Genomic DNA, 24,398 nt, shown 5'->3' with positions numbered 1-24,398 from the left:
GGCCATGAAGATCTACACGAAAACGGGAGACAAAGGGCAAACCAGCCTGGTGCACGGGAAGCGGGTGCCCAAGTACGCCGCGCGCGTCGATGCCTACGGCACCTGCGACGAAGCGAATTCGATGATCGGCGTGGCGCTGTCCGCGCTGGGACAGCGGGAGGATTGGGCGGCATTCCGGGAGCTGATGCATACGGTGCAGACGAAGCTGTTCCATGTCGGCTCGGAGTTGGCGACGCCGTCGCGCTTAAAGGTCGCATGGCCGATCGCGGAGGAGGACGTGCGGTATCTGGAGGCGCGGATCGACGAGATGGAGGCCGATTTGCCGCCGCTTTCCAACTTCATCCTGCCCGGCGGCCATCCGTGCGGCGCCGCGCTGCACGCGGCCAGGACGATCGTACGGCGCGCGGAACGGCTGGCTGTCGTGGTATGGAAGGACGAGGACATGAATCCGGCCGTTCTCTCCTATCTGAACCGGCTCTCCGACCTGCTGTTCGTCGCGGCCAGGCATGTCAATCATCGGGCGGGCATGGCCGAGCCGGGGTTGCATCAGGGGTAGACGTATACGAGCCGCAAAAGTCACTGAAACCTTAGGAGCCACAAGCCAAAAGAATCCCACGAGCTAAAATGTCGCAGGAGTATGCCTTGCACGCTGCGACTGTAACCTCCTTAGTAGGTCGCCAGCCTTCTCGCGCCGTCTCGCCTTACGCAGCTACCTGCGCGAGGCAAGACGGCGAACGCGAATTTGCCAGCGGAAGCCCGGTTTGGTCTAACTATGGAGGTAGTCCAGCTGGACGACCCGGGGCTTGGCAGCAAGATCGTCTCGATTCAGAACAAGCGTTCGTACGTCCTTGTCGACGGGAGAACCGACGGCTTGGATGAACGCATCCGCCGTCTCGAACAAGATTCGGCCGATGATGCCGGTGGCTTTCGTGCGGTAATGCATCGGGATCGCGACGGACGGCTGCAGCTGACCGACGACCAGCGCGGCCTCGGCGCCGTTCAGCGTCATCTTGCCGCCGACAGGGGCGGCGAGAACGTCGACGCGTCCGATCGACGCGGCCTGCTCCGCCGAGAGCGGATGGCCCAGATCGCCGCAGTGGCAGAAGACAAGTCCGTCCATCTCGATGACGAAGACGAGATTGGGGCCGCGCTTCGCGCCTTGCTGCTTGTCGTGATACGTCCGCACTCCCCGGACCGAGACATCGCGGAGGGTTATCGGCTCGGGCTCTCTCACGAGCCTGTAGTTGCCGGAAGCCGCCGAGATCTGATTATGATCCCGATGGTCGTGCGTCACGAGGACCAGATCCGCTTCGACGACCGGCATGCGGTAGCCGAGGAAACGGCGGTAAGGATCGATCAGGACGCGCGTGCCTTGCTCGGAGGTGAGGAGAAAGCAGGATTGACCGTACCAGATGATGTTCATCGCAATCCACCGCCTTTGACGTTATATGTGCAAATAATAGCACATATAACGGCGGATGGCAAAGACGGAGACGCGAGGCGGAGGAAGCGTAGATGTCCTGGATAGAGGAACCGGGCGGCATGCATGCCGACTTGCGCGCTCCGATGCTGGCTTGCCGAGCAGTCAATGACTTTAATCGTCCGCACCAACGAATCAGGTTGGCGTGACCTAACGAGCGCAACCGAAAAACGCAGCCCCCGCTTCAAGCCGGGAGGCTGCGTTTTTCGGTGGAATCGGTTCGCCCGGCTTATGACGCGGCGTCCGGGTAAGGGAACAAATCGACGATCCGCGTGCTTTGCCCGCTCTCGTTGGTGAAGACGACGTGCTCGCGCCGCAGCTCGACCGGGCTGCGCAGGCCGCAGGCCGCCGCCAGCGAGAACAAGCCTTCGCGCATCTGCAGGATATAGTTCATGACGCGCCACTGCTTCTCTTCCGGCGCCAGCGCTTCCTGATACTTGGAGTCCGTCGTCGTGATGCCCGTCGGACATTTGCCGGTATGGCATTGCATCGCCATGATGCAGCCGTTCGCCATCATGAAGCCGCGCGCGGAATTGACCGCGTCTGCGCCGAGCGCCAGCGCGATCGCGACTTTGTCGGGCGTGATCAGCTTGCCTGAGGCGAACAGCTTGAACTTTCCGCGGACGCCGAATTTGCGCGCCGTATCGTCGAGGATGAGCAGGGCGGCATAGAGCGGCAGTCCCATGCCGTCGGCCATCGCCTTGAACGTGGCGCCGGAGCCTCCTTCGGATCCGTCGACCGTGATGAAGTCGGGGTAAATGTCCAGGTCGAGCATCGCCTGGAAGAAAGGCTCGAGACGCTTGGGATCGCCGACGACGATTTTGACGCCGACCGGCTTGCCGCCTTCCTCCTGGAGCGTATGGATGAACCGGAGCGCTTCGTCCGGACTCGTCAGAAATTCGAACCGGTTCGGCGAATTGACGGTTTTGCCGATGGGCACGAGACGGGCTTTCGCGACGGGCTCGGTCACCTTGGCGCCTTCCAGATGGCCGCCGCGGATCTTGGCGCCTTGATGGAACTTCAGCTCGAAGGCTTTGATTTGGGGCAGCGACGCTTTGAATTTGAACGCCTCGAGCGAGAAATGGCCTTCCAGGTCCCGATACCCGTACAGGCCCGGCCCGATCTGCGCGACGATATCCGCGCCGGTCTCGAGATGCACGTCCGCGACGCCGCCTTCGCCCGTATTGATCCACGAGCCTCCGGCCATGCGCGCCCCGTTCCCCGTGGACTGGATGTAGCGCTCGCCGACCGCGCCGAAGGATGTCGCCGACGCGCCGAACAAGCCTCGCAGCCGCCACGGCTCGCGGCGCGCCCCGCCCACGACGATGGCATCCTCGTCATGCAGCAGCCACGGCTTCACCTGCTCCTCGACGATTTTCTCCTTCCGCGTGATCAAGCCTTCGTCCGTGATGACATATCTGCGGCCCGGCTGCATGGCGGCGTTGTCGATGCGCAGCTCGCTCGTCAGCTTAGGAAACATGGCATTGGACAAATAATAACCGGGCTTCTCGTAATCGCGCCGGCCCCCGAAGGAGATGAGATCCGTGCGGTACTTCGCCGCGTAGACGAGCCCGACGAAGTCCGCGCGCGAGAACGGCTTGCCTTCCGTATCGTGATCGAACCAATATTGCCGGAATTCCGGCCCGAGCTTCTCCAGCAAGTAGCGAACCCAGCCGAGAAACGGATGGGAACGGATGATGGAATGCTTCGGTTGCTTCGATAGGATGAACATGTAACCGAAAAAGGCGAGCGGAGGAACCAGGAAGACGACGAGCAGGATGATCAGAATAATCGAAAGCATGCGAAATAACCTCCAGATGACAAAAATAACCGCGATTCAACCAGGTATATCTTACCACGAATCGGCGGTTTGATTCATGACGCCGTCCGCCCGTTCGCGCCGAAGCTGCCCCGACGTCCGGCCGGCCGATAAATCTATGAAAACGATGAAAAACAGACGGACGCGTAATGCCCCTCATTTGCGGCCTGCATATGCTGAAGCATGACAACTCTTGCAGACAAGCAAATACGAGTTTCGAAGGATGATAGCATGCCGCGCACACCGCTAGCCAGATTGCTTCGCGAAATGTATGTCGTTGCAGGTGCCTCGCAAAATCGGAATGTCTCGATAACGCATATTATGCAAGAACGGGCGGAACATCGCCAGACGATGCTCGAACGCTTGGAAAAGGGCGGCTCGAGCGCGCCGGAGAAGCCGCTGCGCTCGCGACAGCCGGAGAATCGGACGCGAACCGGCGGCTCGGGGGGAGCGGGAACGCCGCAGCCGCGGATCGTCATCGTCGGCGCCGGTCTCGCCGGATTGACCTGCGCGTATCGGCTGCGGCTGGCCGGTTACGACGCCGTGATCTACGAAGCCGACGATAAGCCCGCCGCCGGCCGGGTCAGCACGCGCTACGACGAATTCGACGACGGGCAGGTCGCGGAGCGGGGAGGGATGCTCATCGACACCGGCCATCGCGCCGTTCGCCGCCTCGCGCGCGAGCTGGGGCTGCCGCTGATCGATCTGCTCGCGGCCGAACCGCCGGGAACGGCGCCATGCTACTATTTCGACGGGGCGCCGTATTCGTTCGCCGAAGCGGCGGAGGATTTCAAAGCGGTCATGCCCGCCATCAACCGGGATTTGCGGCTCGCCGGTTTCCCGACGCGTTATGACCGCTATACGCCGCGCGGGCTCGAACTCGACCGGATGTCCGTCGCCGATTGGATCGAATCGTCCGTCCCCGGGGGAATGCGGTCGAAGTTCGGGCGATTGCTGGACATCGCCTGCAACATCGAATACGGCGCGGAATCCGGCGTTCAGAGCGCGCTGAATTTCATTTATTTGCATGGGCTGCTGGAGGAGGAGGATGCCTTCCGCATGTTCGGACTGTCCGACGAGCGGTATCACGTCCGCGGCGGCAACGAGCAATTGATCCATCGCCTGACGGGCAACCTGCCGGAAGCGAGCCTCGTTCGCGGGACGCGGCTGACCGCCGTCGCGGAGAACCCGGACGGCAGCTACAGGCTGACCTTGCGGCGGGGAGCCGACGCGTTCGACGTCGAAGCGGACAAGGTGGTGCTGACGCTTCCTTTCTCCATCCTGCGGTCGTCCGTCGACATCGGAAGGGCCGGGTTCACGCCGCGAAAGCTCGAGGCGATTCGCGAGCTCGGCATGGGCACGAACAGCAAGCTGCACCTGCAATTCACGGACCGGCATTGGCATGCGCTCGGCTCGAACGGGGACACGATCGCCGATACCGGGTATCAGAATACGTTCGACGTCGTCCGCGGCCAGCCCGGCAAGTCCGGGATGCTCGTGGACTATACAGGCGGCAGCATCGGCGAAGGCCTGATCACGGGGAGCGTCCAAGAGCGCGCGAACGGCTTCCTGCAGCAGATCGAGCCGCTCCTCCCGGGACTGTCGGCCAAGTGGAACGGCAAGGCGGCGCGCGATTATTGGCTCGGCAATCCGTACTCGCTCGGCTCCTATTCGTATCGGCGCATCGGTCAGTACACGGCGTTTGCGGGGGTCGAGATGGAACGCGAAGGTTCAAGGGGGAGCTGCCATTTCGCGGGCGAGCATACCTCGATCGAATATCAGGGCTATATGAACGGGGCGGTCGAGAGCGGGGAACGCGCGGCGAAGGAGATCATCGCCGATTGGGCCGCAGGCGCGCCGTAACGGACGGACGGAATTGCGCGAACGGGATCGATGCCGGGCCGAAGGTTGAGTACGAGTTCCAGGAGCTGACGGGAATCTGAATTTCATGCATTTGCTGCGCAGAAGGGACGACGCGCGTATCGATAGGACTTGCCAATCGCGCGCGGGTACTTGAACGCGCGGCGGAGCGGCAGGCGCAAGCATGCGCATACGAGAAAAGGCGGCCGAGTCGGCCGCCTTTTCCATGCCATGGATACCCGCTCGCCTACCGCGCGATGACGCAGCTTCCGCAGCTTCCTCATACGACTTCCAGCGCGAACGAATAGTCGGACTCGCCTTGATCGAAGCTCCATTTGCAATGAACGCTGTATACATAGGTGCCCTTCGCGCTCGGAACGACATGGGGATCGCCGAGAAAGCCTTTGATCGAATTGGCGAGCGATACGGCTTCGACGCCTTCCGGCGCTACGAGGCGAATCCGTGAACCGGCCGGCACTTTCGTCGATCTGATCGCGGCAATGGAAAAAGCCGCGCTGGCGCAGGTTCCGTCGCCGCTGGCCGGACACCAGGTATAACCGGTGAGGTCAATGCCGACGCTCTTGCCTTGGACCGTGATGTTCGGCGACGGCGGCGTCCTGTCCGACATCCGGTTAATCGGCGATGCGGCTTGGTTCGCAGCATCGGCCGCGCCTGGGCTTGTGCCGCTGCCGGCGTATTCGATCCCGCAGCCGGCCAGGAGCGGGATCGTCAGCCATAAGCAGGCCGCCAAGGTCAAAGCAAAATGCGGTTTGCGTACCATCCCGATTCCCCCTTTTCTTTCCAGACAGGCGTCGGAAGGGAAAAGTTGCATGCATCCGAGCGGATTTCGACGCATTTTTCCCGCGAGAGCTTGTTCAAGTGCGGTCGAAAATGCAATAATATACATCGTAATGTTCTATGGCAGTCGAAATCCAAAGAAAGCGGGAATGAGCCAAGATGGGTCGCAAATGGAATAATATCAAAGAAAAGAAAGCCTCCAAGGACGCCAATACCAGTCGCATTTACGCCAAGTTCGGACTTGAAATTTACGTAGCCGCCAAGAAGGGCGAGCCGGATCCGGAATCCAACCAATCGCTGAAATTCGTGCTTGAGCGCGCGAAAACATATAACGTGCCGCGGGCGATCATCGACCGCGCGATCGAGAAGGCCAAGGGCAGCTCGGACGAGAACTACGTCGAGCTGCGCTACGAAGGCTTCGGTCCGAACGGATCCATGGTCATCGTCGACGCGCTTACGAACAACGTCAACCGCACGGCGCCGGAAGTGCGCTCCGCCTTCACGAAGTGCGGCGGCAGCATGGGCGTCAGCGGTTCGGTCTCCTACATGTTCACGGCGACTGCCGTGATCGGCGTGGAAGGCAAATCGGTCGACGAGGTGCTGGAGCTGATGATGGAAGCGGACGTCGACGTCCGGGACATCGTGGAGGAAGACGAGGCGGTGATCGTGTACGCGGAACCGAACCAGTTCCAAGCCGTGCAGGAAGCGTTCAAGCAAGCCGGCATCACGGAATTCACCGTAGCCGAGCAAACGATGCTCGCCCAGAATTACGTGACGATTCCGGAAGAATCGCAAGCGCAGTTCGAGCGGCTGATCGACATGCTCGAGGATTTGGAAGACGTGCAGCAGGTGTATCATAACGTCGAGTTCGAGGACTAGTTTCTCGGCTTGCCCCGCATTCGCCATCAATAAGCTTGTTTAGACAAAAGCCGCGATATTGCGGCTTTTTTTATGCCATTCATCGCCGGTTTGAGGTAAAATAGACCTACGCGGGCGCGCCGGAATGTAAAATTTAGCGTTTGTCGAACTTTATAGCAGGCAAACCGTGAAAATTGTCGAATCAAGGAAGGTATAAGCTTTTATCCAAAAAGTCTGAGGTGCCGGCTCGTATGAAGCTAAAAAGAATTTCTTTCGTAGTAATAACTATGCTTTGTATGCTAACTTCTCTTCCGAATTTTGTGTTTGGAGCGCCTTCAATCAATGCAGAAAATTCTCGCATTTCTTGGCAATTACGGTGGGAAGAGGCGTCGGATCGATCTGAAACACCGGACCAAGCTGTCTCGGCCGGCAATTGGAAGCTTCTCAATAAAGAAGATCCCATGCTATCCAAACCGGATAATATTGATTCCGCATGGATTCGATTAAAACTTCCTGAGTTGAAAGATAACGAAGGAATTTTCTTGCCTTATGTTTATGGCCAGAATGTAACGGTTTTTCTAGGTGGCAAAATAGTGTTTCACACCGAAAGGGAACATTCGTTCGATTTAAATCGCGTCTTGATTCCTTTAAAGGAAGTCGATTCGGGGAAAGAGTTTTTTTTGCACCTTGAAAGTAAAATTGACCGCTTAGGTATAAATGGTGAAATAAACATTGCTGATTATCAAGAACTGGTAAGAAGCTATGCTAAAATGGATTTGCTCGATATTATTTTAGGAAGTGCCTACATCTTCGTAGCATTCGTTATGCTTGTTTGTTCCGTGTTTTTAGGGCGTAATCAACTTAAGATATGGTTGTCCCTTTGTTTTATTATTCTGCCGATTGGCGGCCTTTTGATTGGTTATTCACCATTCCTTTATACATTCTACGGACAGTATGGTTTTCTGTATCAGAGTATCTTCGATATTTCCTTATACCTCTTCTTGCCATCGTTAATTATTTTCTTCGAGCTTTTGTTTGGGGGCGGCTATCGTAACATCGTAACTTACTTCCGTCGCTTTCGAATTGCTTATTCACTATTGTGCATTTTAGCGCTTGTCATTAACAGGGCTACAGATAATCAATTCCATACCGCTTATCGGTTCTTATCCGTTAATATCTCCGGGACAATCATGATGCTTCAATTTATCTTGATGCTCATGATCCTTATACGCAAACTTTGGCAGCGCAATATCGATTCCATTATCCTGTCGATCGGGTTGGCAGTTTTTGCTTCCACTTGTGTCTCGGAACTCATTTTATTCTATGCGTCATCCCAGACGTATACGTTGTCATGGTGGAAATGGGGTCTAACTGCTTTCGTACTTTCGCTCATCGTTTTGTTGGGACGAAGGTTTGCATATCAGCACAAACTTATCATTAGCTATTCGAGAGATTTGGAAATCTATAATTCGGAGCTCCAAAGATCCGAGAAAATGGAAATCATCAGTCAATTAGCAGCATCGGTAGCGCATGAGGTTCGAAACCCTCTTCAAGTTACCAGGGGCTTGCTTCAATTGCTTGATGAACGTCATGAAGTAAAGGAGGGTTCCGAGAATTATTATCAACTAGCAATTAACGAGTTAGATCGAGCATCTACGATAATTACCGATTTTCTTACCTTTGCGAAGCCTCAGATGGAGCACGTTAATGAACTGAATTTAGCAGATGAGTTTAAGCATGTTGAAGGAATTATCGTTCCGCTTGCTAATCTTCAAGGCGGTCGACTTGAAATTAGCGTACCGCGGTCGCTTAAAATAATGGGTAATTCCTCTAAACTTAAGCAGGCGATCATTAATATCATCAAAAATAGCATAGAAGCTTTGGAAGGCTCTGGAGTCGTACGAATTTGGGCTTACGAGGAAAGAGAACAAGTGGTCATTCATATAGCTGATAGCGGTAGTGGGATGGATGAAAGAATACTTGAACGATTGGGAGAACCTTATTTTTCTAATAAGACGAAGGGAACGGGGCTGGGGCTTATGGTGACGTTCCGGATAATAGAAGTCATGCAAGGAACTTTAGAATTTAAGAGCCAGAAAGGAATTGGAACAGAAGCAATGATTCGATTCCCGGCTTCAAGATTTGTTAATCAAACAAACGCGAAGGTCTCAGTATGACCTTCGCGTTTGTTTGATTATGTATCTTACCAAGTATCGCCAACTGGTTCGACTGTCTTTGCATCATCGGAAGGATGTTGAGGAATAACCAACGCTAGTTTGGTAGATGTTTCTTCAACGACAATGAGTTCTACGTCCGTTGGAATCGTGAGATTGAAAGCTTCTTTCAATGCTTCTTTCGGATCAGCCAACAACTTCGCTTTGAAAGCCTCGTCAGACCACGCTTTCTCAATAATTTGTTTTGAAAGTTCTTGCTTTGACATGTTTTTCACACCTCGTTATTAGGAATATTGTACCGGGTAAATTGTACCATTAAAATAATGCGAAATCCATCATTTATCGAATGTTTACGACAATTTATGATAACAAAAAAGAGACCGCCAAATCTGGCGATCCCTTTGATTTTTCTATGACGTTTTTCTTACCAGGTGTATGTAATAACGTCCGACTTTTTTGCCATTTCTACTGGGTTAGGAGGTATGAAAAGAACAAGTCTTTCTGCGGTTTCTTCAACTACCGAGAGCTGCACGCCTTCAGGAAGTTCGATGTTGAAGGCTTCTTGTAAAGCAGCTTTAGGGTCAGCGACCAAAGCTGCTTTAAAAGCAGTATCGTTCCATGCTTTTTCAATGATTTGTTCTTTAATTGCATTTGTCGATGTTGTCATTTCTTTACCACCTTTATTGGATTATTATTACAGTAACATTTTACCATGTTAATTGCTGGGTTGACTAGCAACATTTTTCGACAACCAATGCGTAAACCCGCCATCTAATAGTAGCTTCTTCGTCTCCTCCAATTGGTCTGCCGATTTTGCGAGATTACTGGCCAAATTATCTTGAAAAGCCGCAAGGTGAGGGAGCGTCAGCGAAAGCGATGCCAAAGATTCGACATTTGTTGCTGCCAACCGCGAGAATCTCGTGAGAGCGCCATTAATGTGTATGGCATTCTTGATGTCTGTTTTTGTGAGCGGCGCTAATGCATCCGCCCTTTCGGAATCAATCATGCTAACTAAGCTGTTAGCGTTATGTAAATCGAAATCTTCTTCCCAGTCGACCCAATCATCAGAAAATTGCAGTGTCGCCAGTACCAGATCGACCGCTTCGGAAACATTAGGTTCAAGATCCTCTTTACCAGCCAGGAAAAGCGCGCCTGTGCTTGCCAGTTTAACGGGAGCCGCTTTCTGAGCCAGTTTTGCCGTAGAAATACTGCTTAATGGACTCTCATACGCAACCGCCAAAGACCAATTGATGACATAGGTTCGATAGTGATTCCAAAATGGAGACTTACTTTCAAACAAAGAACGGTAGAGATCCAGCATGGTTAGATGAAACAGATTGCCCAATGCAAGTTGTTCTTTCCAGTCGGATGGAGCTGTATCCATCAAATCGTCTTGAATAAAGAAGTAGAGCATCACGAACACATTCGCAAGCGACAGGTCACGGTATTGTTGAGGTTCTAAGTTCGTCACTGGTTTCATCCAGAATGGAAGCAGATAGCAAATATGATTCTTGGTACTTGCGGGATTGAGCGGATTAAAGGCTTGCAAATAGTCCAAACCTTTGACGTTCAACGGGGCCGGGTAGTTTTGTATAAGCCGTTCTGCTTCTCCGAACACATAAATGAGTTCTTGTACGTAGTCCGTTCTCCATAACATAGGCCTATGTTCCTCTCGATAAATGTAATTGAGCACGTTGGATGATTAGTGCGAACATCCCAGCTTGGTATGAACTGGCATCATCAAGCAGCCAACGATCCAACTCCAGTTTGCGTTCGACTGAAAGAAATCCCGTTTGCATGATTTTCGTAACGGTTTCCATATACCTGTGCATATCCGTTTTTGATTCCAGGTCTTCGACATTCCGACGGTAGGACTTCAGTTCTATCCGAATATTGCTTACCTTCACGATCGCGTCGTTTATCCGCTTGGCGAGCGGAACGGGATAGCGATCTAATAGCGTTTTTCGCGAAGCTCGGAACAACGACTCGAAAAGAGGAAGGCATGCGGGAGGCGCGGGACCTGTAGCAGCATCGTCCAAGTCGATTATAATAATCGTCGACGTCTCATGAGTAATGGAACCGAGCCAAGCGAAAAATTGCTCGAGATCGGTTAAATGCGTAACGATTAAGCGTGCAATCACGACATCAAACGGAGCCGCCGGAGCCGCCATTTCGCGATAATCGGCATGAACGAACTCCAGACCGGGTTTCGAGCGTTGCTCCGCATAACGGAATATACGTCCATCTTTCTCTAATCCGATACAATGCAAGTGTGGATAATGTTGTTTTATTTCTTCCAGATAAGCCCCGTTTCCGCACCCAATATCCAATAAATTGGAAGCGTGGCTCAAATATTCACGATGCAGAAGTGAATCCTCTTGTTGAAAGAATAGCTTTGTTGTCAGTGTCAGCATGTTGTCGAATAGTAGGGTTGATTCAGCAGCGTTCAGTTTTTTAGCTCCCTTCCAAATGATGTCATTGTCTATTCTAGTATAAAGCCGAACCCTTTTGTCGAACAATGTAATTTTAAATAATATCTAATCGCTTGATGTCTTTGTACGTTAATTACAAGTTTGGGAATCGAAAATCATCACGAAGAGGTTTCACAGGGCCGTGCCCTCGTAACGCCTCCCGTAAGGTGATATGATGGAGGGAAAATGCCAGCGAGACCCTAAGCAAGACTAACAAGACGGCGGTTGCCGCATGGAGGACGAATTATGGCTGTGCTAGAGGTAGATATCCGGAAAGCCGGATACGCCGCGGATGCCGAGATCATCCGGAATATCGCGTTCTCGATCGAAGCCGGCGAGCTGGTCGGCTTGATCGGCCCGAACGGCGCCGGCAAGAGCACGACGATCAAGTCCCTGCTCGGACTGATCCGCTACGTGGACGGAAGCGTGAACTTCGGCGGCGAGGAGGGGCGATACGCCTATGTGCCGGAACAGCCGGTGCTCTACGAATACATGACGCTGTGGGAGCATCTGCAGCTGGCGGCTTCAGCATACGAGCTGGATGAAGCGACGTTTCTGCAGCGCGCGGAGACGATGCTGGAGCGGTTCCGGTTGACCGGCGAGCGGCATAAGCTCCCTACGGGCTTCTCCAAGGGCATGCAACAGAAAATGATGCTCATCATCGGCTTCCTGCTGAAGCCGGACGTCTACGTCGTGGACGAGCCGTTCGTCGGGCTCGATCCGCGGGCAACGCGGGATTTCCTGGAGCTGCTGGAGGACGAACGCCGCAGGGGCGCGGGCGTTCTGATGTGCACGCATGTGCTCGACACCGCAGAACGTATCTGCAATCGCATCATACTCATCAACGACGGCTCCGTCGTCGCGAAGGGCACGCTCGGAGAAATCCGTGAGCAGGCAGGCTGCGCGGAAGACGCGCCGCTGACCGACTGCTTCTACGCGCTGACATAAGGGGGAAATGCGATGCGGGATCTCGCCGTTAATTGGCGCGTCGGAACGCTCTTCCGCCGCCGGCTGAAGCGCTTCTGGGCGGAACAATGGAGAGCGTGGCGCACGGCGCTGGACTGGACGGTGTGGGTGTACTTCATCCTGCCGCTGCTCTGGATCGGCGGCGGCACGTACTTGGACATCTGGCATCATCCGCCGGATTGGCTGCGGCAATTGCCCATGTGGACCGGAGAACGGCTGCCGCTCGTCGTCGTCTTCGTCGGCCGGCTGCGAACGTTCGCGGAAGAAGCGGACGTGCTGTTCCTGCTGCAGAGGCGAACATGGGGCAGGGGAATGATGCTGCGGGGCGCGGCGTATACCGCCGCCGTGCTGCTGTTCCTGACCGCCCTCGTCTACGCGGTGCTGCTGCCCTTCTTCGTGGCGGTCCATCATTTCTCGGCCGCGACGCTCGTCACGATGATCGTCTACACCTGGGCGTGGGCGTGCATCGGCGCCGTGTGGCGGAACCTGCTCGAAGCCCGTTTCTCGGGTTTCCGCAAATGGCTCGTCAAAACGGCCGTCCTGCTGCTTCTCGCGATCACCTACCTGATCCCGATGATCTATTGGGGCAGCTCGCCCGCGCGCCTGCTGCCGCCCATCCTGATCGGAGCGGCAGCGTTCGCGCTCTTGCTGCGGGTCAAGCTTCGCGCCAGGGATGCGTTCGAATCGGACACGCAGCAGGAACAGCTGGCCCGGCTGGCGAGCACGCAGTTTCTGCTGCGCAACGTCATGGAACGCAAGCCTCGCATCCGGCTTCGCCGTCCGCTGCTGCTTCGCAATTCCAAGCGCATCTTCAAGCGCTTCGACGGCGAGACCCTGCTCGGCGAAATGATCATCAAAGCCTATGTCAGACGGTTTCCGCTGGTCCGCACCTGGCTTGCGTTCAATCTGCTCTCTGCCGTTGGGTTGATTCTGACGCCGGCCGTCATCCAACCCTATGTCGCGATCGCGCTGATGCTGCTGTTCTCGACCTGGATCACGTCCCATTGGCGGGGGATGATGGCGGAGCCGTATTTCGCGCAGTTTCGCTGGCCGGATGCCGTCAAGCGCAAGTCTGCCGGACGGGTACGGTTCTGGCTCGTCGTGCCGTCCGCCGGATTGTTCGGCATGATCTGCGGCTTGAAGGCGTACGGCGCATGGGGGCTGCTGGCGATCGTCCCGGGCGTCCTGATCTGGATCGTCATCAACAGCATCGTCACGTCGACGATGCTGCTGTCGGACCGCAAAGCCGAGGAGGCTTGATCGGCGTCGCCGACGTGCAAGGGCTTGTTTTTTAACACTGGCATGATGCGGGTAATTGACTTGAAGCCGTCCATCTATCTTCGAATATGGAGCTGTAGCCCATGTATTTGAAAAGCATCTCGCTCGCAAGCGTCGATGAAATGGATCCGCGCGAATACCCGTTCTCGATACCGGCGATTCGTTCGTTAACGTCATTAATTTTCACGTCGAATGTCGCGTTCTTCGTCGGAGAGAACGGGTCCGGCAAATCCACGCTGCTGGAGGCGATCGCGTATCAATGCGGCTTCAATACGGCAGGCGGCGGACGCAGCAACGCGTACGAGGTGGAGGCGTCCGCATCCGCGCTTGGCGGCCATCTTCGCTTGTCGTGGCTGCCGAAGATCACGAACGGCTTCTTCCTGCGGGCCGAGACGTTCTATCAGTTCGCGAGCCACATCGATACGATGCCGGACTCGCTGCCGTATTACGGCGGCCGTTCGCTGCATCAGCAGTCGCACGGCGAAGCGTTCCTGTCGCTGTTCGCCAACCGGTTCGGCGGGAAGGCGATCTACCTGTTGGACGAGCCCGAAGCCGCGCTGTCGCCGGCGAGACAGTTGGCCCTGCTGCGGATCATGCATGATCTGGAAGGGGAGGCCCAATTCATCGTCGCCACGCATTCCCCGATCCTGCTCGGCTATCCGGACGCGCAAATATTCGATTTCGATTCGTTGCCCGTCGGCGAGATCCGTTACGAGGACACGCTCCATTACGTCTTGACGCGAAGGTTTCTCGAGAACAAGGACAAGGTGCTGAAAGAACTGTTTGCCGACGACTAGCCTATCGGTTAAGCCAAGAAGAATGAAGGAGGCATACCCATGAACGACACGATCTCCCTGTTAAAATCGCATCGCTCCATCCGCAAATTCTCTTCGCAGCCCGTCACCGACGCGCAGCTCGCGCAAATTCTGGCCGCCGCGCAGGCCGCCTCGACCTCATCCAATATGCAAGCCTACAGCGTCATCGGCATCCGGAGCGAGGAGAAACGGGATAAGCTTGCCGAATTGACGGGCAACCAGCGGCATGTCGCGCAGGCGCCGCTGTTCCTCGTTTGGTGCGCGGATTTGAACCGGCTGCAGACGGCGGTCGGGCTGCACCGGGAATCGCCCGGATTTCAGCTCGAACAGAACATGGAGACGTTCATCATGGCGACCGTCGACGCCGGGCTTGCCGCGCAGAATGCCGCCGTTGCCGCGGAATCGCTTGGCCTCGGCATCGTGTATATCGGCGGCATCCGCAACCGGCCGCAGGACGTGACGGAGCTGTTGAAGCTGCCCAAGCTCGTGTATCCCGTATTCGGCATGTGCGTTGGGGTTCCGGATCAGGAGCCGGATCAGCGTCCGAGGCTACCGTTATCGGCCGTGTATCATGAAGAAGCATACGACGAAGCAGCGATTGCCGAAGGAATCGAGGCCTACGACGTTACGATGAGGGACTACTATGCCGAGCGGTCGGGAACAGGGCGGACGTCGGTGTGGTCGACGGAAATGGCGGCCCGTTTCCGGCCGGAGCAGCTTCGGCCGCATATGCGCGCGTATTTGGAAAGCCAAGGCTTTCGATTATATTGACTGACGAGTCCGAGGATCTGACGCAAGCTGGGCTGATAGCAATCCATTAATGGCATCAACTATCGACGACTGGAATATCATCCGAAACAACAAAAACCTTCTTCCGCGGACTTCCGCAGAAGAAGGTTTTTGTTTGTTGGTTTGCTGCTTTGCTACTTTGCTGTTGCTTGGACGTTGATTAGCTGTTACGGGGCCCCGGTCACCGATCCTTGGAGATACGGTCGACGACCAGCAGCAGGAGAAACGAGAGGAGGATCATTGATCCCGCCCACGCCCAGGCCATCGTCATGCTTCCGCCGTCCGACGCGACGTAGATCGCGGTCGGGATCGTTTGCGTTCTGCCCGGAATGTTGCCCGCGACCATCAGCGTGGCGCCGAATTCGCCAAGCCCCCGGCAAAAGCCGAGAATATAGCCGGATGCGAGCGAGCGCGCAGACAGGGGCACGGTTATGTAGCGGAATACCTGCCACTCGCTTGCGCCCATCGCCCTGGCGGCATTTTCCAGATCGGCATCGACGCCTTGCAGGCCGGTCTTGATCGTGCGATAGGCAAGCGGGAAAGCCACGACCGCGGCCGCGATCACCGCTGCCTCCCAGGTGAACAGAATCGGCCCGCCGAACAGCGATTCATAGGCTTTTCCGATCCAGCTGCGGCGGCCGAGGACGACCAGCAGGACGAAGCCGACGACGGTCGGCGGCAGCACGAGCGGAAGCAGGAGTACGGTTTCAAACAGGGCTTTGCCCCAGAAACGAGCCTTGGCCATGCGCCAAGCGATAAAGAGCGAAGCCGCGAAGACGAGTATGCTGGCGACGACGGATATCTGGATGGATAATCCGATCGGGTCCAGGAAATGATTCCAATCCATGGCAAGACTCCCTTAAGACGGCGGCCGTTACGACAGTTTAAAGCCGTATTTCGTGAAAACGGCGTCCGCTTCTTTCGTTTGCAGGTACGCATAGAAGGCTTTCGCTTCCGCGGCATGCTTGGTTTCCTTCACGACGCCGGCCGGATAGAGAATCGGGCTGTGGACGCCGGGAATGATGCGGAGCGCGATTTTTACTTTGCTGGAGGTCAACGCATCCGTTTTGTAGACGAAGCCGGCATCGACGTTGCCTGTCTCCACGTAGGTCAGCACTTGCCGGACGTCCTTCGCGTAGACGAGCTTAGATTGCAGGGAATCCCAGACCTTACGGGTCGTGAGCGTTTCCTTGGCGTATTGACCGGCTGGAACGGATTCCGGTTGGCCGATGGCGATCTTCTTCACGGATTTGTCCGTCAGTTCTTTGACGGTCGTGAACGCCTGCTTGGAATTCGTCGGAACGACCATGACCAAATCGTTGTTCAACAGCGTGGCGTGGTCGGCGATCAATTTTTCTTTGACGAGCGTATCCATCTGCTTCTGTCCGGCCGAGAAGAAGAGGTCCGCCGGCGCGCCTTGCTCGATTTGCTTCTGCAGGGTGCCGGAAGAGCCGTAATTGAAGACGAGATCGATGTCCGGATGCTGCTTCTCGTACGTTTTCTCGATCGTGTCGAGACTGTCCTTCAAGCTGGCCGCCGCGGAGACGAGCAGCTCGGTTTTCTTGGCTGCCGCATTGGACGGCTGAGCCTGCAGCGCCACGACCGCCGCCAACAAGGCAAGACTGATGCCTACTTGCTTTTTCATGCTAGGATTCCCTCCTGAGACGGTTATGACCGCATTCATGAGAGTTATCGTAACATATCTCTATTGCGATTTATAGTGTTTAGATATAAATAGACCTTTTTAGATATAATTAGTATTTGGGTGTCAAAAATCAAGGACCGGCAAGCTGTCGGGCAGCGATTACCGGTCCTTTGGGATGGATTAATTGGTTGACATAACTATTGTTATGTCGTGCTGTTAAATTTCGTTGCTATGACTTCTTAATTGCGTCTTTTCGCAGATCGCATCGCTCTGACACCTCGCTCTGACACTTCGCCATGCGAGATCACTCTATCGCTTTACAATGCCAAGTCACTCGGTCGCTTCGCAGTGCCCGATCACTCTGTCGCTTCACAATGCCTCATTACTCCGTCGCCTCGCAAAGCCAGATCACGCTGACGTTTCGCTCCGTCTCTTCAGGTAGTCTTACGACGTCTCGAACGGCTCGATATGAATGTGCACGTGCGTGATCCGGTGGTGATCGTACATCTGTTTCTCGACCTGCTCGGTAATTTCATGGCTCTCCGAGACGTTGAGCATGCCGTTCACGCCGATCGTAACGTCGACCAGTTTGTTGTTGCCGTGAATGCGGGCTTTGATGTCGATGATTTTCTTGACGCCGGGCACTTCGCGAATCGTCTTCTTCATCACTTGCAGCTCTTGATCGTCGAACCCGTCGGTCAACGCATGCGTGGCATCGCGGAAGATGCCCCAAGCCGTCCTGCAGATGATCACTCCGACGATTAACGCCGTTAATGGATCGAGCCAAGGCAACCCGCATTGCGCGGCGAATATGCCGATGAAAGCACCGAGGCTGACGAGCGCGTCCGACCGGTTATCCTGGGCTGCGGCCATCATCGCTTGACTGTTGATCTGCCTGGCCAATCTGGCGTTATACCGGTAAACCATATAAATCGCCGCGGCGGAGAACAAAGCCGTCCAAGCAGCCACGCTGCCCTGCGAAGTCGCGTGCGGCGTGCCGAAGGAGGTTGCCGCCTGGTACAGCACCTGCAAACCGACCGCGAACATAATGAAGGACGCGACGAGCGCCGATACCGTCTCCGCCCGGAAATGGCCATAGCGATGATCCCTGTCGGGCGGCTTCCGGGATATCCGAAGTCCGATCAAGACGGCCAGCGACGCGACGATATCCGTCGAATTGTTGAGCCCGTCCGCCGACAAGGCCTCCGAATTCGTCCAATGCCCGATCGACAGCTTGAGCGCCGCCAGGCACAAGTAGGCCGCGATGCTGATCCATGCGCCTTTTTCCCCTTTTTTAATATCCTCGTACATCCTGTCCATGCCAAACCTCCATCAATACATGCTTCGTTCGTAATGATAAAGGACGATTACCGTGTGGGTCTAGAGAAACAGTGTTGTCGCCGCCCTCAAAATTAAGCAGGGTTCAACTTTGTTGCGCATGTCCAAAACAAGTAGTTTACATAACAATAGTTATGTTCCATTTCATTTTCCGGCATGTTTTTTTTTTCGCTTGCAACTTATTGGAAGCTGGCCGCATCATCATAGGGAGGAGAGGTGGGAAATCCGGTTTGGATGTCGTCGCACGCTTGAAGGAGAAAGACGAAGACGCGCTGCGGATGCTGATGGATGCTCACGGCGACCGTCTGCTTAGAACGGCTTATCTGCTGCTCAAAGATCTTCAGGCCGCCGAGGAAGCCGTGCAGGATACATTCGTTCAGGCGTACCGCAAAATCGGGCAGCTGGAGGATCCGGCCAAGCTGGGCAGTTGGCTCCTGCGGATCGCGCTCAACCGCTGCCGCATGAAGCAGCGGACGTGGAGCTGGCGTCATATCTTCCCGTCCCCGCGCATGGAGCTGGACGCGGAACCGGGCGATCCGGGACCCGAGGAAAGCTTGCTGCTTGAACTGCGCGGCGTGCAAGTCCATGAAGCGATCGGCCGTCTGGACTACAAATACCGCGAGGTCATCACGCTGTTCTATTACCAGGAGCTGTCGGTCGCGGAGATCGCCGAGCAGCTGCAAACGAACGAAAACACGATCAAAGCGAGGCTGGCCAGAGGGCGCCGGCTGCTGAAGGCGGAACTCGAAGCCGATGAGGAGGGTTGGCCATGAACGGGCAGGATCGGCAGGAAACGATGAAATCCGCGCTCGACGAAGAATTGAACCCGCTGCGGTTCGGCGGTCGCGCGCGCGTCCTGGAACGCACGCACCCCCGCGGTTGGCGTGGCCGGCTAAGCGCATGGTGGAACAAGGAACTGGTAATTCCGGTCGTGCCGGTCGCCGCGGTCGTTGCCTTGCTGGCCGGCTCGCTGCTGGTCGGGCGCTTGCGCGGCATGTCGGAAGACGGCCGTCCGGGACCATCGGCGAATCGCGTGCTGGTCAAAGAAGGCGAAAATTATTATTGGCAGGACGAATACGAGAAGGCGGTGGCCTCCATTGAGACTGAAGATTCGCGTTAAAGTGAAGCATCTGGTCTCCGGGATCATCGGATTGGGGCTGTTGTTCGGCGCAGGCGCCATGCTGATGCCTTCGGAGGCGAACGATTTTCCGGCCGGCACCGCGTCTCCGGGCATGGTCAAATCCGAATTGCTGCGGGCATTGGACGATCCGAAGCCCAGCGAGGCGAAGTGGAAGCTGATCCAAACCTACGTGCTCGGCGACGGCAAGGATCGGCTAGCCAGCGGCTATCGGGTGTATGTCGGTTCGAATTTCACGACATCGGGCGGCAGCAGCGACGGCATTGAACGGCCAGCGTTAACCTGGGAGGAGAAGCTGCCGTCTCTGCGCGACTATTTGGATAACGGGCCGGCCGTCGGCACTTATCTCTCCCAGGCTGCCATGCAGCTGGCCTTGTATGACGGCTCGTCGGGGGAACCGGATCGGGCTATCGAAGCGTTGGAGACCGCCGAGCGGCGTAATCCGGCCGGTCAGGAAGGAATCGTCAAGCAGCTGCGATTCGAGCAGGTTAAGCTGCTTATGCAACAAGGCGAGTATTCGCGAGCGGAGGCATCGTTGGACGAAATCGACCGTGAGGCCGGCAATTACATCGATCTCGACGGGGACGTGAAGTCCGCGAAGCTCAAAGCGCAAATTCTCCTTCATCAGGGGCGTCCGAGCGAAGCGCAGGCGCTTGTGCAGCAGGCAATCTCGAACTATGCGGTCGCGTACAAGAAACTGATGAGCCAGCCGGGGGATGCCATGAGCGAGAAGCCGGCGCAATTGGAACCGCTCGAGACGCTGAGGCAGTATTTCGCGGCGATGCAATCGACTTCGGGCTCGTACGCGCCGGCTTCCGTGTCCGGAACGGTGCTGCGCAGCAACGGCGAGGCGATGGCCCGCGTCGCCGTGTTTCTGCGGACGGAGGATGCGGTCAATCACAGCGTATTGGATACGGAGCCGTATCAGACCATGACGGACGATCAAGGCCGCTATACGTTCACGGACGTGCTTCCCGGCAGCTACCAGCTTACGATCGGGTTCGACTACGATCAGATCGACGGGTGGAGCTGGCCGGTAGGAATCAATGAGTGGATCGACGTCGATCCCGGCAGCCGCATGACGATACCCGTCATTCTGAGGCCATTAATCAAGCTTAATGCCCCGGTCAACAACGTGGAGCTGGCCGGTCCGCGCATCGATTTCGATTGGGAGCCCGTCGAAGGTGCCGCCTATTACAAGCTTAACGGCAATATCCAGGTCGAGAACGGCACGATCGGCGTCGAGATCCGAAACCATATAACGGGCCATGCATGGAGCGCGCCGGTCGACACGCTCTATAACCTCGCTTCGGGTTATTCCTTCATCGAGGTAGACGGCAAAGAGGTGCCCGACCCCGTCTCGCTGCTCGGATTCGCCAATCCGGGGAAACGGTTCTCGTGGTACGTCGAAGCGTTCGACGAGCAGGGGAACAAGCTGTCGCAAAGCAACGGGTACCGGTTGACGCCGGACACGATGGGGGAGCTCCCGTTCTTCACGCTGCACGATCGAACGTTGTCGGAGGGCGATCGGCTGCTGCTCGCCTATCGCGACGATGACGCGTTGAAGGCTTACAAGCGAGCTTGGGCGGCGAATCCTGCGGATGCGTACAGCCTCGGCATGATTATCCGGCTTTATCACTCGCGGGAAACAAGCGATCGTTCTGCCAGAGAACGGCTCGACGAGGAGACGGTCCCGTATGTCCTGGAGATGATGAAGCTTCGGCCCGAGCAACAGTACAGCTTCTGGCTGATGAATCAGTTCATCTCGGCGAAGGATTGGTCCGGCGCGGAGCAATATTACGAGCTCGGGCTGCAATTGGGCAAAGACGGCGACTTGACTTACGTGCAGTCCGTCTATGCCGCGGCATTGATGACGCAAGGCAGATTCGAAGAGGCGAAGGAATTGCTCGCGGCGGTCATGCCCGCGGAGAAGAGCCATCGGTTCGTCGGGCATCTCCTGGCCGCCGACCTCCTCGTCGTCGGTTCGATCGAGCATGCTACCGACTTGGCGGCGCGATACCCGGAACGCAAAAGCGGCGAGACCGTAACGGATTGGAGCCGGCTGCTGTCGGACTTGAGCCGGGAGGCGAAGGATCATGGAAGTTCAGTCTATATCAAGGAGCTCAAGCAGGCGATGCAGTGGCAATACGCAGGGGATATGTCAAAGCTGGGACAATGGTTATCGCAACCGGGCAGGCCGGCAAGCAAGGCGTTTCTGGCGGCGTTGGCGAACATTGATTAATGGGGTTAAGTAACGAATGCGGGCGTGTACGGCGGAATGGCGATCATGCCCGACGTCATCGCGGTTCATTTACTGGCAATACTGGGGAAAGAATCCGCACCGCGGCGTATTCGCTGCCGGCCGGATCGGGTAAGGAGGGTGAAGGAGCTGATGAACATGAACCATGCAGAGGACGCCAAACAAATCGAGATCACGATTCGAATCCCGGGACTTGAGCGCGACTTGTCGATCCTGCATCTGACCGATTGCCATCTGACGGAATGCGACGAGCGGGAGCCGGAGGAGATCAAGGACGCGGCAAAAAGCCGTGCGGAGCATCTTGCCGCTGAGAATGGCGGAGGCGAATCCGCGCGCGCAATTTTCGAGCGCATCATTGACGCCGCCAATGCGCAAGCTGTCGATTGCACCGTAATGACCGGCGATATCATCGATTTTCCGTCGCAGGGCAACCTGGAGACGATCCGCGAGGCCTTTGCCCGCCTGTCGGCGCCGTATATGTACACGCTCGGGAACCATGACTGGTACTCCGGCGGCAGCTTCTCCGCCGAGGTTCGCGCCGCGGCGTATCCGAAGTTCGCCGAATGGATCTCGTCGTCGCCGGGCTGCGAGATTCGGACTTTGGCTGGCGTTAAGCTTATAGCGCTGGACAACAGCGACTACCAAGTGACCGCGGACCAGTTCGGCGCGATCCGTGATGCGGCCGCGTCCGGCGAGCCTTACTTGCTGTTCATGCACATTCCGATGTATCTTTCCGGCCTCGTGAAAGACGTCGTGAAGCGGTGGAAAGCGCCGATCATGATGGGGGCCGCGGGCTGGGATCCCGCGGTGCAGGAAGCCTGGCAGGTGCCGCATCAAGACGAAAGCACGGGCGAATTCTGCCGATGGCTGGCAAGCCCGGACAGCGGGAACATCCGCGGCATATTCTGCGGGCACGTGCATCTCGACCACATCGACGCGTTTCGGGAAGGCCGCTACCAGTACGTCGGCGCGCCGGGCTTTACCGGCGCGAGCCGGATGATTCGGTTGATTCCGGAAGACGGCGGAATGATTCCGGGATGATTTCGAAGATAGCGTCAAAAAAGTATGAAAACATAACGATGTTTAATGACGCTAATTAGCCAGAATCTTTCAATAAATCGCGTCTTGTTAGACGACGCGTTGGAAGGCGATATCGAAGCGCTGCTCGCCGCGCTATTGTCGGCCTGCCGCGCGTAACGAGTAGTTATGGTTCACCGTTGTCATAAGTGCCATCGCGAGAGAATGCCGGGCGAGCTCGTTGCCCGGTTTTTTCGCATGTCAACCGATTCGCATGTCAACGCATTTGGATATTGCTGGATATAAACGGCCGATCGCAGGGTATACTAAGCCAAATGACCGACAAGGATGAATGCCTCATGAAGCCGTTCGATCTGCACGCCGCGATTCCCGGGCTGATGCATTCCGGAGATCTCGTCAGCCGGGGGCTGAATATCGACGAGGAGTCGGTGCAGCTGGTCTATCTGTCGTCCTTGTGCGACAAACAATATCTTCAAAGCTCGATCATGCAAGCGTTCGGCGATAGCAGCGACAGGGCCGATTTCAAAAACAGGCTGAGCTTGATTCCCGGTTATGAGCAGGTACAGAGCGGGGACGCGGCCGTTCAAAAGCTGCTGCGCGGGTATGCCCTCGTGCTGTTTCCCGATGCGATCTGCGCGATCGAATCGGCGAAGGCGTCGACCTCCAAGCCGTTGGACGCGACGATGGAGAGCATTTTGCAGGGGCCGCAGTATGCGTTCTCCGAAGATATCGCGACCAACGTGCAAATCATTCGGACGCGTTATCCTTCGAAAGAACTGCGCGTGGAATACTCGGTGATCGGAACCGTCAGCCAGACTTCATTGGCGATCTTGTACGATGCTTCGAAAGTCGACCCGGACGTCCTGCTGGAGCTCGACGAGCGGCTGTCCAAAATCGACGCGGAAGTGGTGCAGGCCTCCAATCAGGTACAGATGCTGCTAACCGACCGGTACCATTTGCTTCCTACGGGGCTAGTCACGGATCGTCCCGACCGAACGGTATTGAACTTGAGTCAGGGCAAGGTGATCCTGCTCCTGAACGGCACGCCGTTCTCGATCAATTTGCCGGCGGTCTTCTTCGATTTCCTGGATTCCATGGAAGACGTATACCAGTATCCCTGGTTGATGCGGCCGCTGCAGGCGCTGCGCTACATCGGGGCTTGCATTACGATGACGCTGCCGGCGCTGTACGTCGCCTTCGTCTCGTATAATCCGGAATTCTTCCGGGCGCAGCTGGCGATCGAGATTGCCGGCAGCCGCGCGGCGGTGCCGTACGCCTCGTACTACGAGGTCTTTCTGATGCTGTTTCTGACGGAAGCGTTGACGGAGGCGAGCATCCGTCTGCCGAAGCATATCGGTTCGACGGCAACGACGGTCGGCGGGCTGATCTTGGGCGAAGCGGCGCAGCAAGCGGGGCTGGTCAGCAGCATCATGATCATCATTGCCTCTTCCGTGGCGATCTCCAACTTCGTCATCCCGATCAATACGATGAGCTATGCGGTGCGGGTCGCGAAATTCCCGTTGATCATCCTGGCGATGTATTTCGGCTTGGTCGGCATCGTGACCGGCATATTTTGCTTCGTCCTGTATGCGGCGAGCCTGCGAAGCTTCGGCAAGCCGTATCTGAAGCTCTTTTCCGGGGAAGCCAAAAGAAGCAGGTGAATGATTTGTC

The 24,398-nt window shown here is 56.2% G+C and carries 23 protein-coding genes; 13 read left to right on the top strand and 10 right to left on the bottom strand.

Annotated features, from left to right (window positions below):
• Positions 1-4 precede the first annotated feature (4 nt).
• Entirely contained in the window at positions 5-556 is a 552-nt protein-coding gene (locus tag GT019_RS04525; RefSeq protein ID WP_161741568.1) for a cob(I)yrinic acid a,c-diamide adenosyltransferase, read from the top strand.
• 210 nt (positions 557-766) lie between these two features.
• Here the strand turns inward: GT019_RS04525 and GT019_RS04520 are convergent, their stop codons facing one another.
• On the bottom strand, positions 767-1,423 hold the full coding sequence (locus tag GT019_RS04520; protein WP_161741567.1) for an MBL fold metallo-hydrolase: 657 nt from the start codon (positions 1,421-1,423) through the stop codon (positions 767-769).
• Between the two features lie 286 nt (positions 1,424-1,709).
• Positions 1,710-3,281 (bottom strand): FMN-binding glutamate synthase family protein, encoded by a 1,572-nt coding sequence (locus GT019_RS04515; RefSeq protein WP_161741566.1) that lies wholly within the window; start codon positions 3,279-3,281, stop codon positions 1,710-1,712.
• A 369-nt stretch (positions 3,282-3,650) separates the two neighbouring features.
• On the opposite strand from GT019_RS04515, the gene GT019_RS04510 reads away from it, so the two are divergent.
• Positions 3,651-5,162 carry a flavin monoamine oxidase family protein gene (locus GT019_RS04510; RefSeq protein ID WP_235946876.1) on the top strand — a complete coding sequence of 504 codons (1,512 nt, stop codon included), beginning with the start codon at positions 3,651-3,653 and terminating at the stop codon, positions 5,160-5,162.
• A gap of 277 nt (positions 5,163-5,439) precedes the next feature.
• Here GT019_RS04510 and GT019_RS04505 read toward each other — a convergent pair whose 3' ends face one another.
• Positions 5,440-5,940 (bottom strand): hypothetical protein, encoded by a 501-nt coding sequence (locus GT019_RS04505; RefSeq protein ID WP_161741564.1) that lies wholly within the window; start codon positions 5,938-5,940, stop codon positions 5,440-5,442.
• A 176-nt stretch (positions 5,941-6,116) separates the two neighbouring features.
• On the opposite strand from GT019_RS04505, the gene GT019_RS04500 reads away from it, so the two are divergent.
• Positions 6,117-6,836 carry a YebC/PmpR family DNA-binding transcriptional regulator gene (locus tag GT019_RS04500; protein ID WP_161741563.1) on the top strand — a complete coding sequence of 240 codons (720 nt, stop codon included), beginning with the start codon at positions 6,117-6,119 and terminating at the stop codon, positions 6,834-6,836.
• Between the two features lie 230 nt (positions 6,837-7,066).
• Positions 7,067-8,992, top strand: coding sequence for a sensor histidine kinase (locus tag GT019_RS04495; RefSeq protein WP_161741562.1), 1,926 nt, complete (start codon positions 7,067-7,069; stop codon positions 8,990-8,992).
• Positions 8,993-9,018: 26 nt separating this feature from the next.
• On the opposite strand, the gene GT019_RS04490 is transcribed toward GT019_RS04495, so the two are convergent.
• The 4 genes from GT019_RS04490 to GT019_RS04475 all read right to left on the bottom strand — a co-directional run bounded on the left by GT019_RS04490 (position 9,019) and on the right by GT019_RS04475 (position 11,508).
• A complete protein-coding gene (locus GT019_RS04490) occupies positions 9,019-9,255 on the bottom strand; it encodes an NHLP leader peptide family RiPP precursor (RefSeq protein ID WP_161741561.1) in 237 nt (78 codons plus the stop codon).
• A 158-nt stretch (positions 9,256-9,413) separates the two neighbouring features.
• Positions 9,414-9,656 carry an NHLP leader peptide family RiPP precursor gene (locus tag GT019_RS04485; protein ID WP_161741560.1) on the bottom strand — a complete coding sequence of 81 codons (243 nt, stop codon included), beginning with the start codon at positions 9,654-9,656 and terminating at the stop codon, positions 9,414-9,416.
• A 48-nt stretch (positions 9,657-9,704) separates the two neighbouring features.
• Positions 9,705-10,646 carry a hypothetical protein gene (locus GT019_RS04480; protein WP_161741559.1) on the bottom strand — a complete coding sequence of 314 codons (942 nt, stop codon included), beginning with the start codon at positions 10,644-10,646 and terminating at the stop codon, positions 9,705-9,707.
• Positions 10,647-10,650: 4 nt separating this feature from the next.
• Positions 10,651-11,508: a class I SAM-dependent methyltransferase gene (locus GT019_RS04475; RefSeq protein ID WP_268896019.1), complete on the bottom strand. Its 858-nt coding sequence runs from the start codon at positions 11,506-11,508 to the stop codon at positions 10,651-10,653.
• A gap of 198 nt (positions 11,509-11,706) precedes the next feature.
• Between GT019_RS04475 and GT019_RS04470 the strand changes: the two genes are divergently transcribed.
• The 4 genes from GT019_RS04470 to nfsA all read left to right on the top strand — a co-directional run bounded on the left by GT019_RS04470 (position 11,707) and on the right by nfsA (position 15,290).
• Positions 11,707-12,408 (top strand): ABC transporter ATP-binding protein, encoded by a 702-nt coding sequence (locus tag GT019_RS04470; RefSeq protein WP_161741557.1) that lies wholly within the window; start codon positions 11,707-11,709, stop codon positions 12,406-12,408.
• 12 nt (positions 12,409-12,420) lie between these two features.
• Positions 12,421-13,686 carry an ABC transporter permease gene (locus GT019_RS04465; RefSeq protein WP_161741556.1) on the top strand — a complete coding sequence of 422 codons (1,266 nt, stop codon included), beginning with the start codon at positions 12,421-12,423 and terminating at the stop codon, positions 13,684-13,686.
• Between the two features lie 101 nt (positions 13,687-13,787).
• Positions 13,788-14,501: an AAA family ATPase gene (locus tag GT019_RS04460; RefSeq protein WP_161741555.1), complete on the top strand. Its 714-nt coding sequence runs from the start codon at positions 13,788-13,790 to the stop codon at positions 14,499-14,501.
• Positions 14,502-14,540: 39 nt separating this feature from the next.
• Complete coding sequence (gene nfsA / locus GT019_RS04455) at positions 14,541-15,290, top strand: oxygen-insensitive NADPH nitroreductase (RefSeq protein WP_161741554.1); 750 nt, start codon at positions 14,541-14,543, stop codon at positions 15,288-15,290.
• A 199-nt stretch (positions 15,291-15,489) separates the two neighbouring features.
• Here nfsA and modB read toward each other — a convergent pair whose 3' ends face one another.
• From modB to GT019_RS04440, 3 genes are all read right to left on the bottom strand, one after another.
• Complete coding sequence (gene modB, locus GT019_RS04450) at positions 15,490-16,155, bottom strand: molybdate ABC transporter permease subunit (RefSeq protein WP_161741553.1); 666 nt, start codon at positions 16,153-16,155, stop codon at positions 15,490-15,492.
• A gap of 27 nt (positions 16,156-16,182) precedes the next feature.
• The gene (modA, locus tag GT019_RS04445; RefSeq protein ID WP_161741552.1) at positions 16,183-16,953 is read right to left on the bottom strand and encodes a molybdate ABC transporter substrate-binding protein; all 771 of its coding nucleotides are present in this window, start codon (positions 16,951-16,953) and stop codon (positions 16,183-16,185) included.
• A 444-nt stretch (positions 16,954-17,397) separates the two neighbouring features.
• Positions 17,398-18,273 (bottom strand): cation diffusion facilitator family transporter, encoded by an 876-nt coding sequence (locus GT019_RS04440; RefSeq protein ID WP_161741551.1) that lies wholly within the window; start codon positions 18,271-18,273, stop codon positions 17,398-17,400.
• 248 nt (positions 18,274-18,521) lie between these two features.
• Here GT019_RS04440 and GT019_RS04435 point away from each other — a divergent pair, with 248 nt between their 5' ends.
• From GT019_RS04435 to GT019_RS04415, 5 genes are all read left to right on the top strand, one after another.
• On the top strand, positions 18,522-19,064 hold the full coding sequence (locus GT019_RS04435; protein WP_235946874.1) for an RNA polymerase sigma factor: 543 nt from the start codon (positions 18,522-18,524) through the stop codon (positions 19,062-19,064).
• The gene (locus tag GT019_RS04430; RefSeq protein ID WP_161741550.1) at positions 19,061-19,411 is read left to right on the top strand and encodes a hypothetical protein; all 351 of its coding nucleotides are present in this window, start codon (positions 19,061-19,063) and stop codon (positions 19,409-19,411) included. The genes GT019_RS04435 and GT019_RS04430 overlap by 4 nt, the downstream gene beginning before the upstream one ends.
• Positions 19,389-21,671, top strand: coding sequence for a carboxypeptidase-like regulatory domain-containing protein (locus GT019_RS04425; RefSeq protein WP_161741549.1), 2,283 nt, complete (start codon positions 19,389-19,391; stop codon positions 21,669-21,671). Before GT019_RS04430 ends, GT019_RS04425 begins: the two co-directional genes overlap by 23 nt.
• A 156-nt stretch (positions 21,672-21,827) precedes the next feature.
• Entirely contained in the window at positions 21,828-22,730 is a 903-nt protein-coding gene (locus GT019_RS04420) for a metallophosphoesterase family protein (protein WP_161741548.1), read from the top strand.
• Positions 22,731-23,065: 335 nt separating this feature from the next.
• On the top strand, positions 23,066-24,388 hold the full coding sequence (locus tag GT019_RS04415) for a spore germination protein (protein ID WP_161741547.1): 1,323 nt from the start codon (positions 23,066-23,068) through the stop codon (positions 24,386-24,388).
• Positions 24,389-24,398: the final 10 nt, after the last annotated feature.

Source organism: Paenibacillus glycinis, assembly GCF_009909185.1.
GTDB classification, from domain to species: Bacteria; Bacillota; Bacilli; order Paenibacillales; family Paenibacillaceae; genus Paenibacillus_Z; species Paenibacillus_Z glycinis.
Note: the sequence above shows the minus strand (reverse complement) of the source record. Positions and strands in the feature narration are given on the sequence as shown.

Coding starts and splice junctions, on each gene's coding strand:
- GT019_RS04415 (WP_161741547.1), top strand. CDS start 23,066: ATGAAGCCGTTCGATCTGCACGCCGCGATTCCCGGGCTGATGCATTCC.
- GT019_RS04490 (WP_161741561.1), bottom strand. CDS start 9,255: ATGTCAAAGCAAGAACTTTCAAAACAAATTATTGAGAAAGCGTGGTCT.
- modA (WP_161741552.1), bottom strand. CDS start 16,953: ATGAAAAAGCAAGTAGGCATCAGTCTTGCCTTGTTGGCGGCGGTCGTG.
- GT019_RS04485 (WP_161741560.1), bottom strand. CDS start 9,656: ATGACAACATCGACAAATGCAATTAAAGAACAAATCATTGAAAAAGCA.
- nfsA (WP_161741554.1), top strand. CDS start 14,541: ATGAACGACACGATCTCCCTGTTAAAATCGCATCGCTCCATCCGCAAA.
- GT019_RS04510 (WP_235946876.1), top strand. CDS start 3,651: ATGCTCGAACGCTTGGAAAAGGGCGGCTCGAGCGCGCCGGAGAAGCCG.
- GT019_RS04440 (WP_161741551.1), bottom strand. CDS start 18,273: ATGGACAGGATGTACGAGGATATTAAAAAAGGGGAAAAAGGCGCATGG.
- modB (WP_161741553.1), bottom strand. CDS start 16,155: ATGGATTGGAATCATTTCCTGGACCCGATCGGATTATCCATCCAGATA.
- GT019_RS04505 (WP_161741564.1), bottom strand. CDS start 5,940: ATGGTACGCAAACCGCATTTTGCTTTGACCTTGGCGGCCTGCTTATGG.
- GT019_RS04430 (WP_161741550.1), top strand. CDS start 19,061: ATGAACGGGCAGGATCGGCAGGAAACGATGAAATCCGCGCTCGACGAA.
- GT019_RS04480 (WP_161741559.1), bottom strand. CDS start 10,646: ATGTTATGGAGAACGGACTACGTACAAGAACTCATTTATGTGTTCGGA.
- GT019_RS04420 (WP_161741548.1), top strand. CDS start 21,828: ATGAACCATGCAGAGGACGCCAAACAAATCGAGATCACGATTCGAATC.
- GT019_RS04515 (WP_161741566.1), bottom strand. CDS start 3,281: ATGCTTTCGATTATTCTGATCATCCTGCTCGTCGTCTTCCTGGTTCCT.
- GT019_RS04525 (WP_161741568.1), top strand. CDS start 5: ATGAAGATCTACACGAAAACGGGAGACAAAGGGCAAACCAGCCTGGTG.
- GT019_RS04500 (WP_161741563.1), top strand. CDS start 6,117: ATGGGTCGCAAATGGAATAATATCAAAGAAAAGAAAGCCTCCAAGGAC.
- GT019_RS04470 (WP_161741557.1), top strand. CDS start 11,707: ATGGCTGTGCTAGAGGTAGATATCCGGAAAGCCGGATACGCCGCGGAT.
- GT019_RS04465 (WP_161741556.1), top strand. CDS start 12,421: ATGCGGGATCTCGCCGTTAATTGGCGCGTCGGAACGCTCTTCCGCCGC.
- GT019_RS04495 (WP_161741562.1), top strand. CDS start 7,067: ATGAAGCTAAAAAGAATTTCTTTCGTAGTAATAACTATGCTTTGTATG.
- GT019_RS04520 (WP_161741567.1), bottom strand. CDS start 1,423: ATGAACATCATCTGGTACGGTCAATCCTGCTTTCTCCTCACCTCCGAG.
- GT019_RS04460 (WP_161741555.1), top strand. CDS start 13,788: ATGTATTTGAAAAGCATCTCGCTCGCAAGCGTCGATGAAATGGATCCG.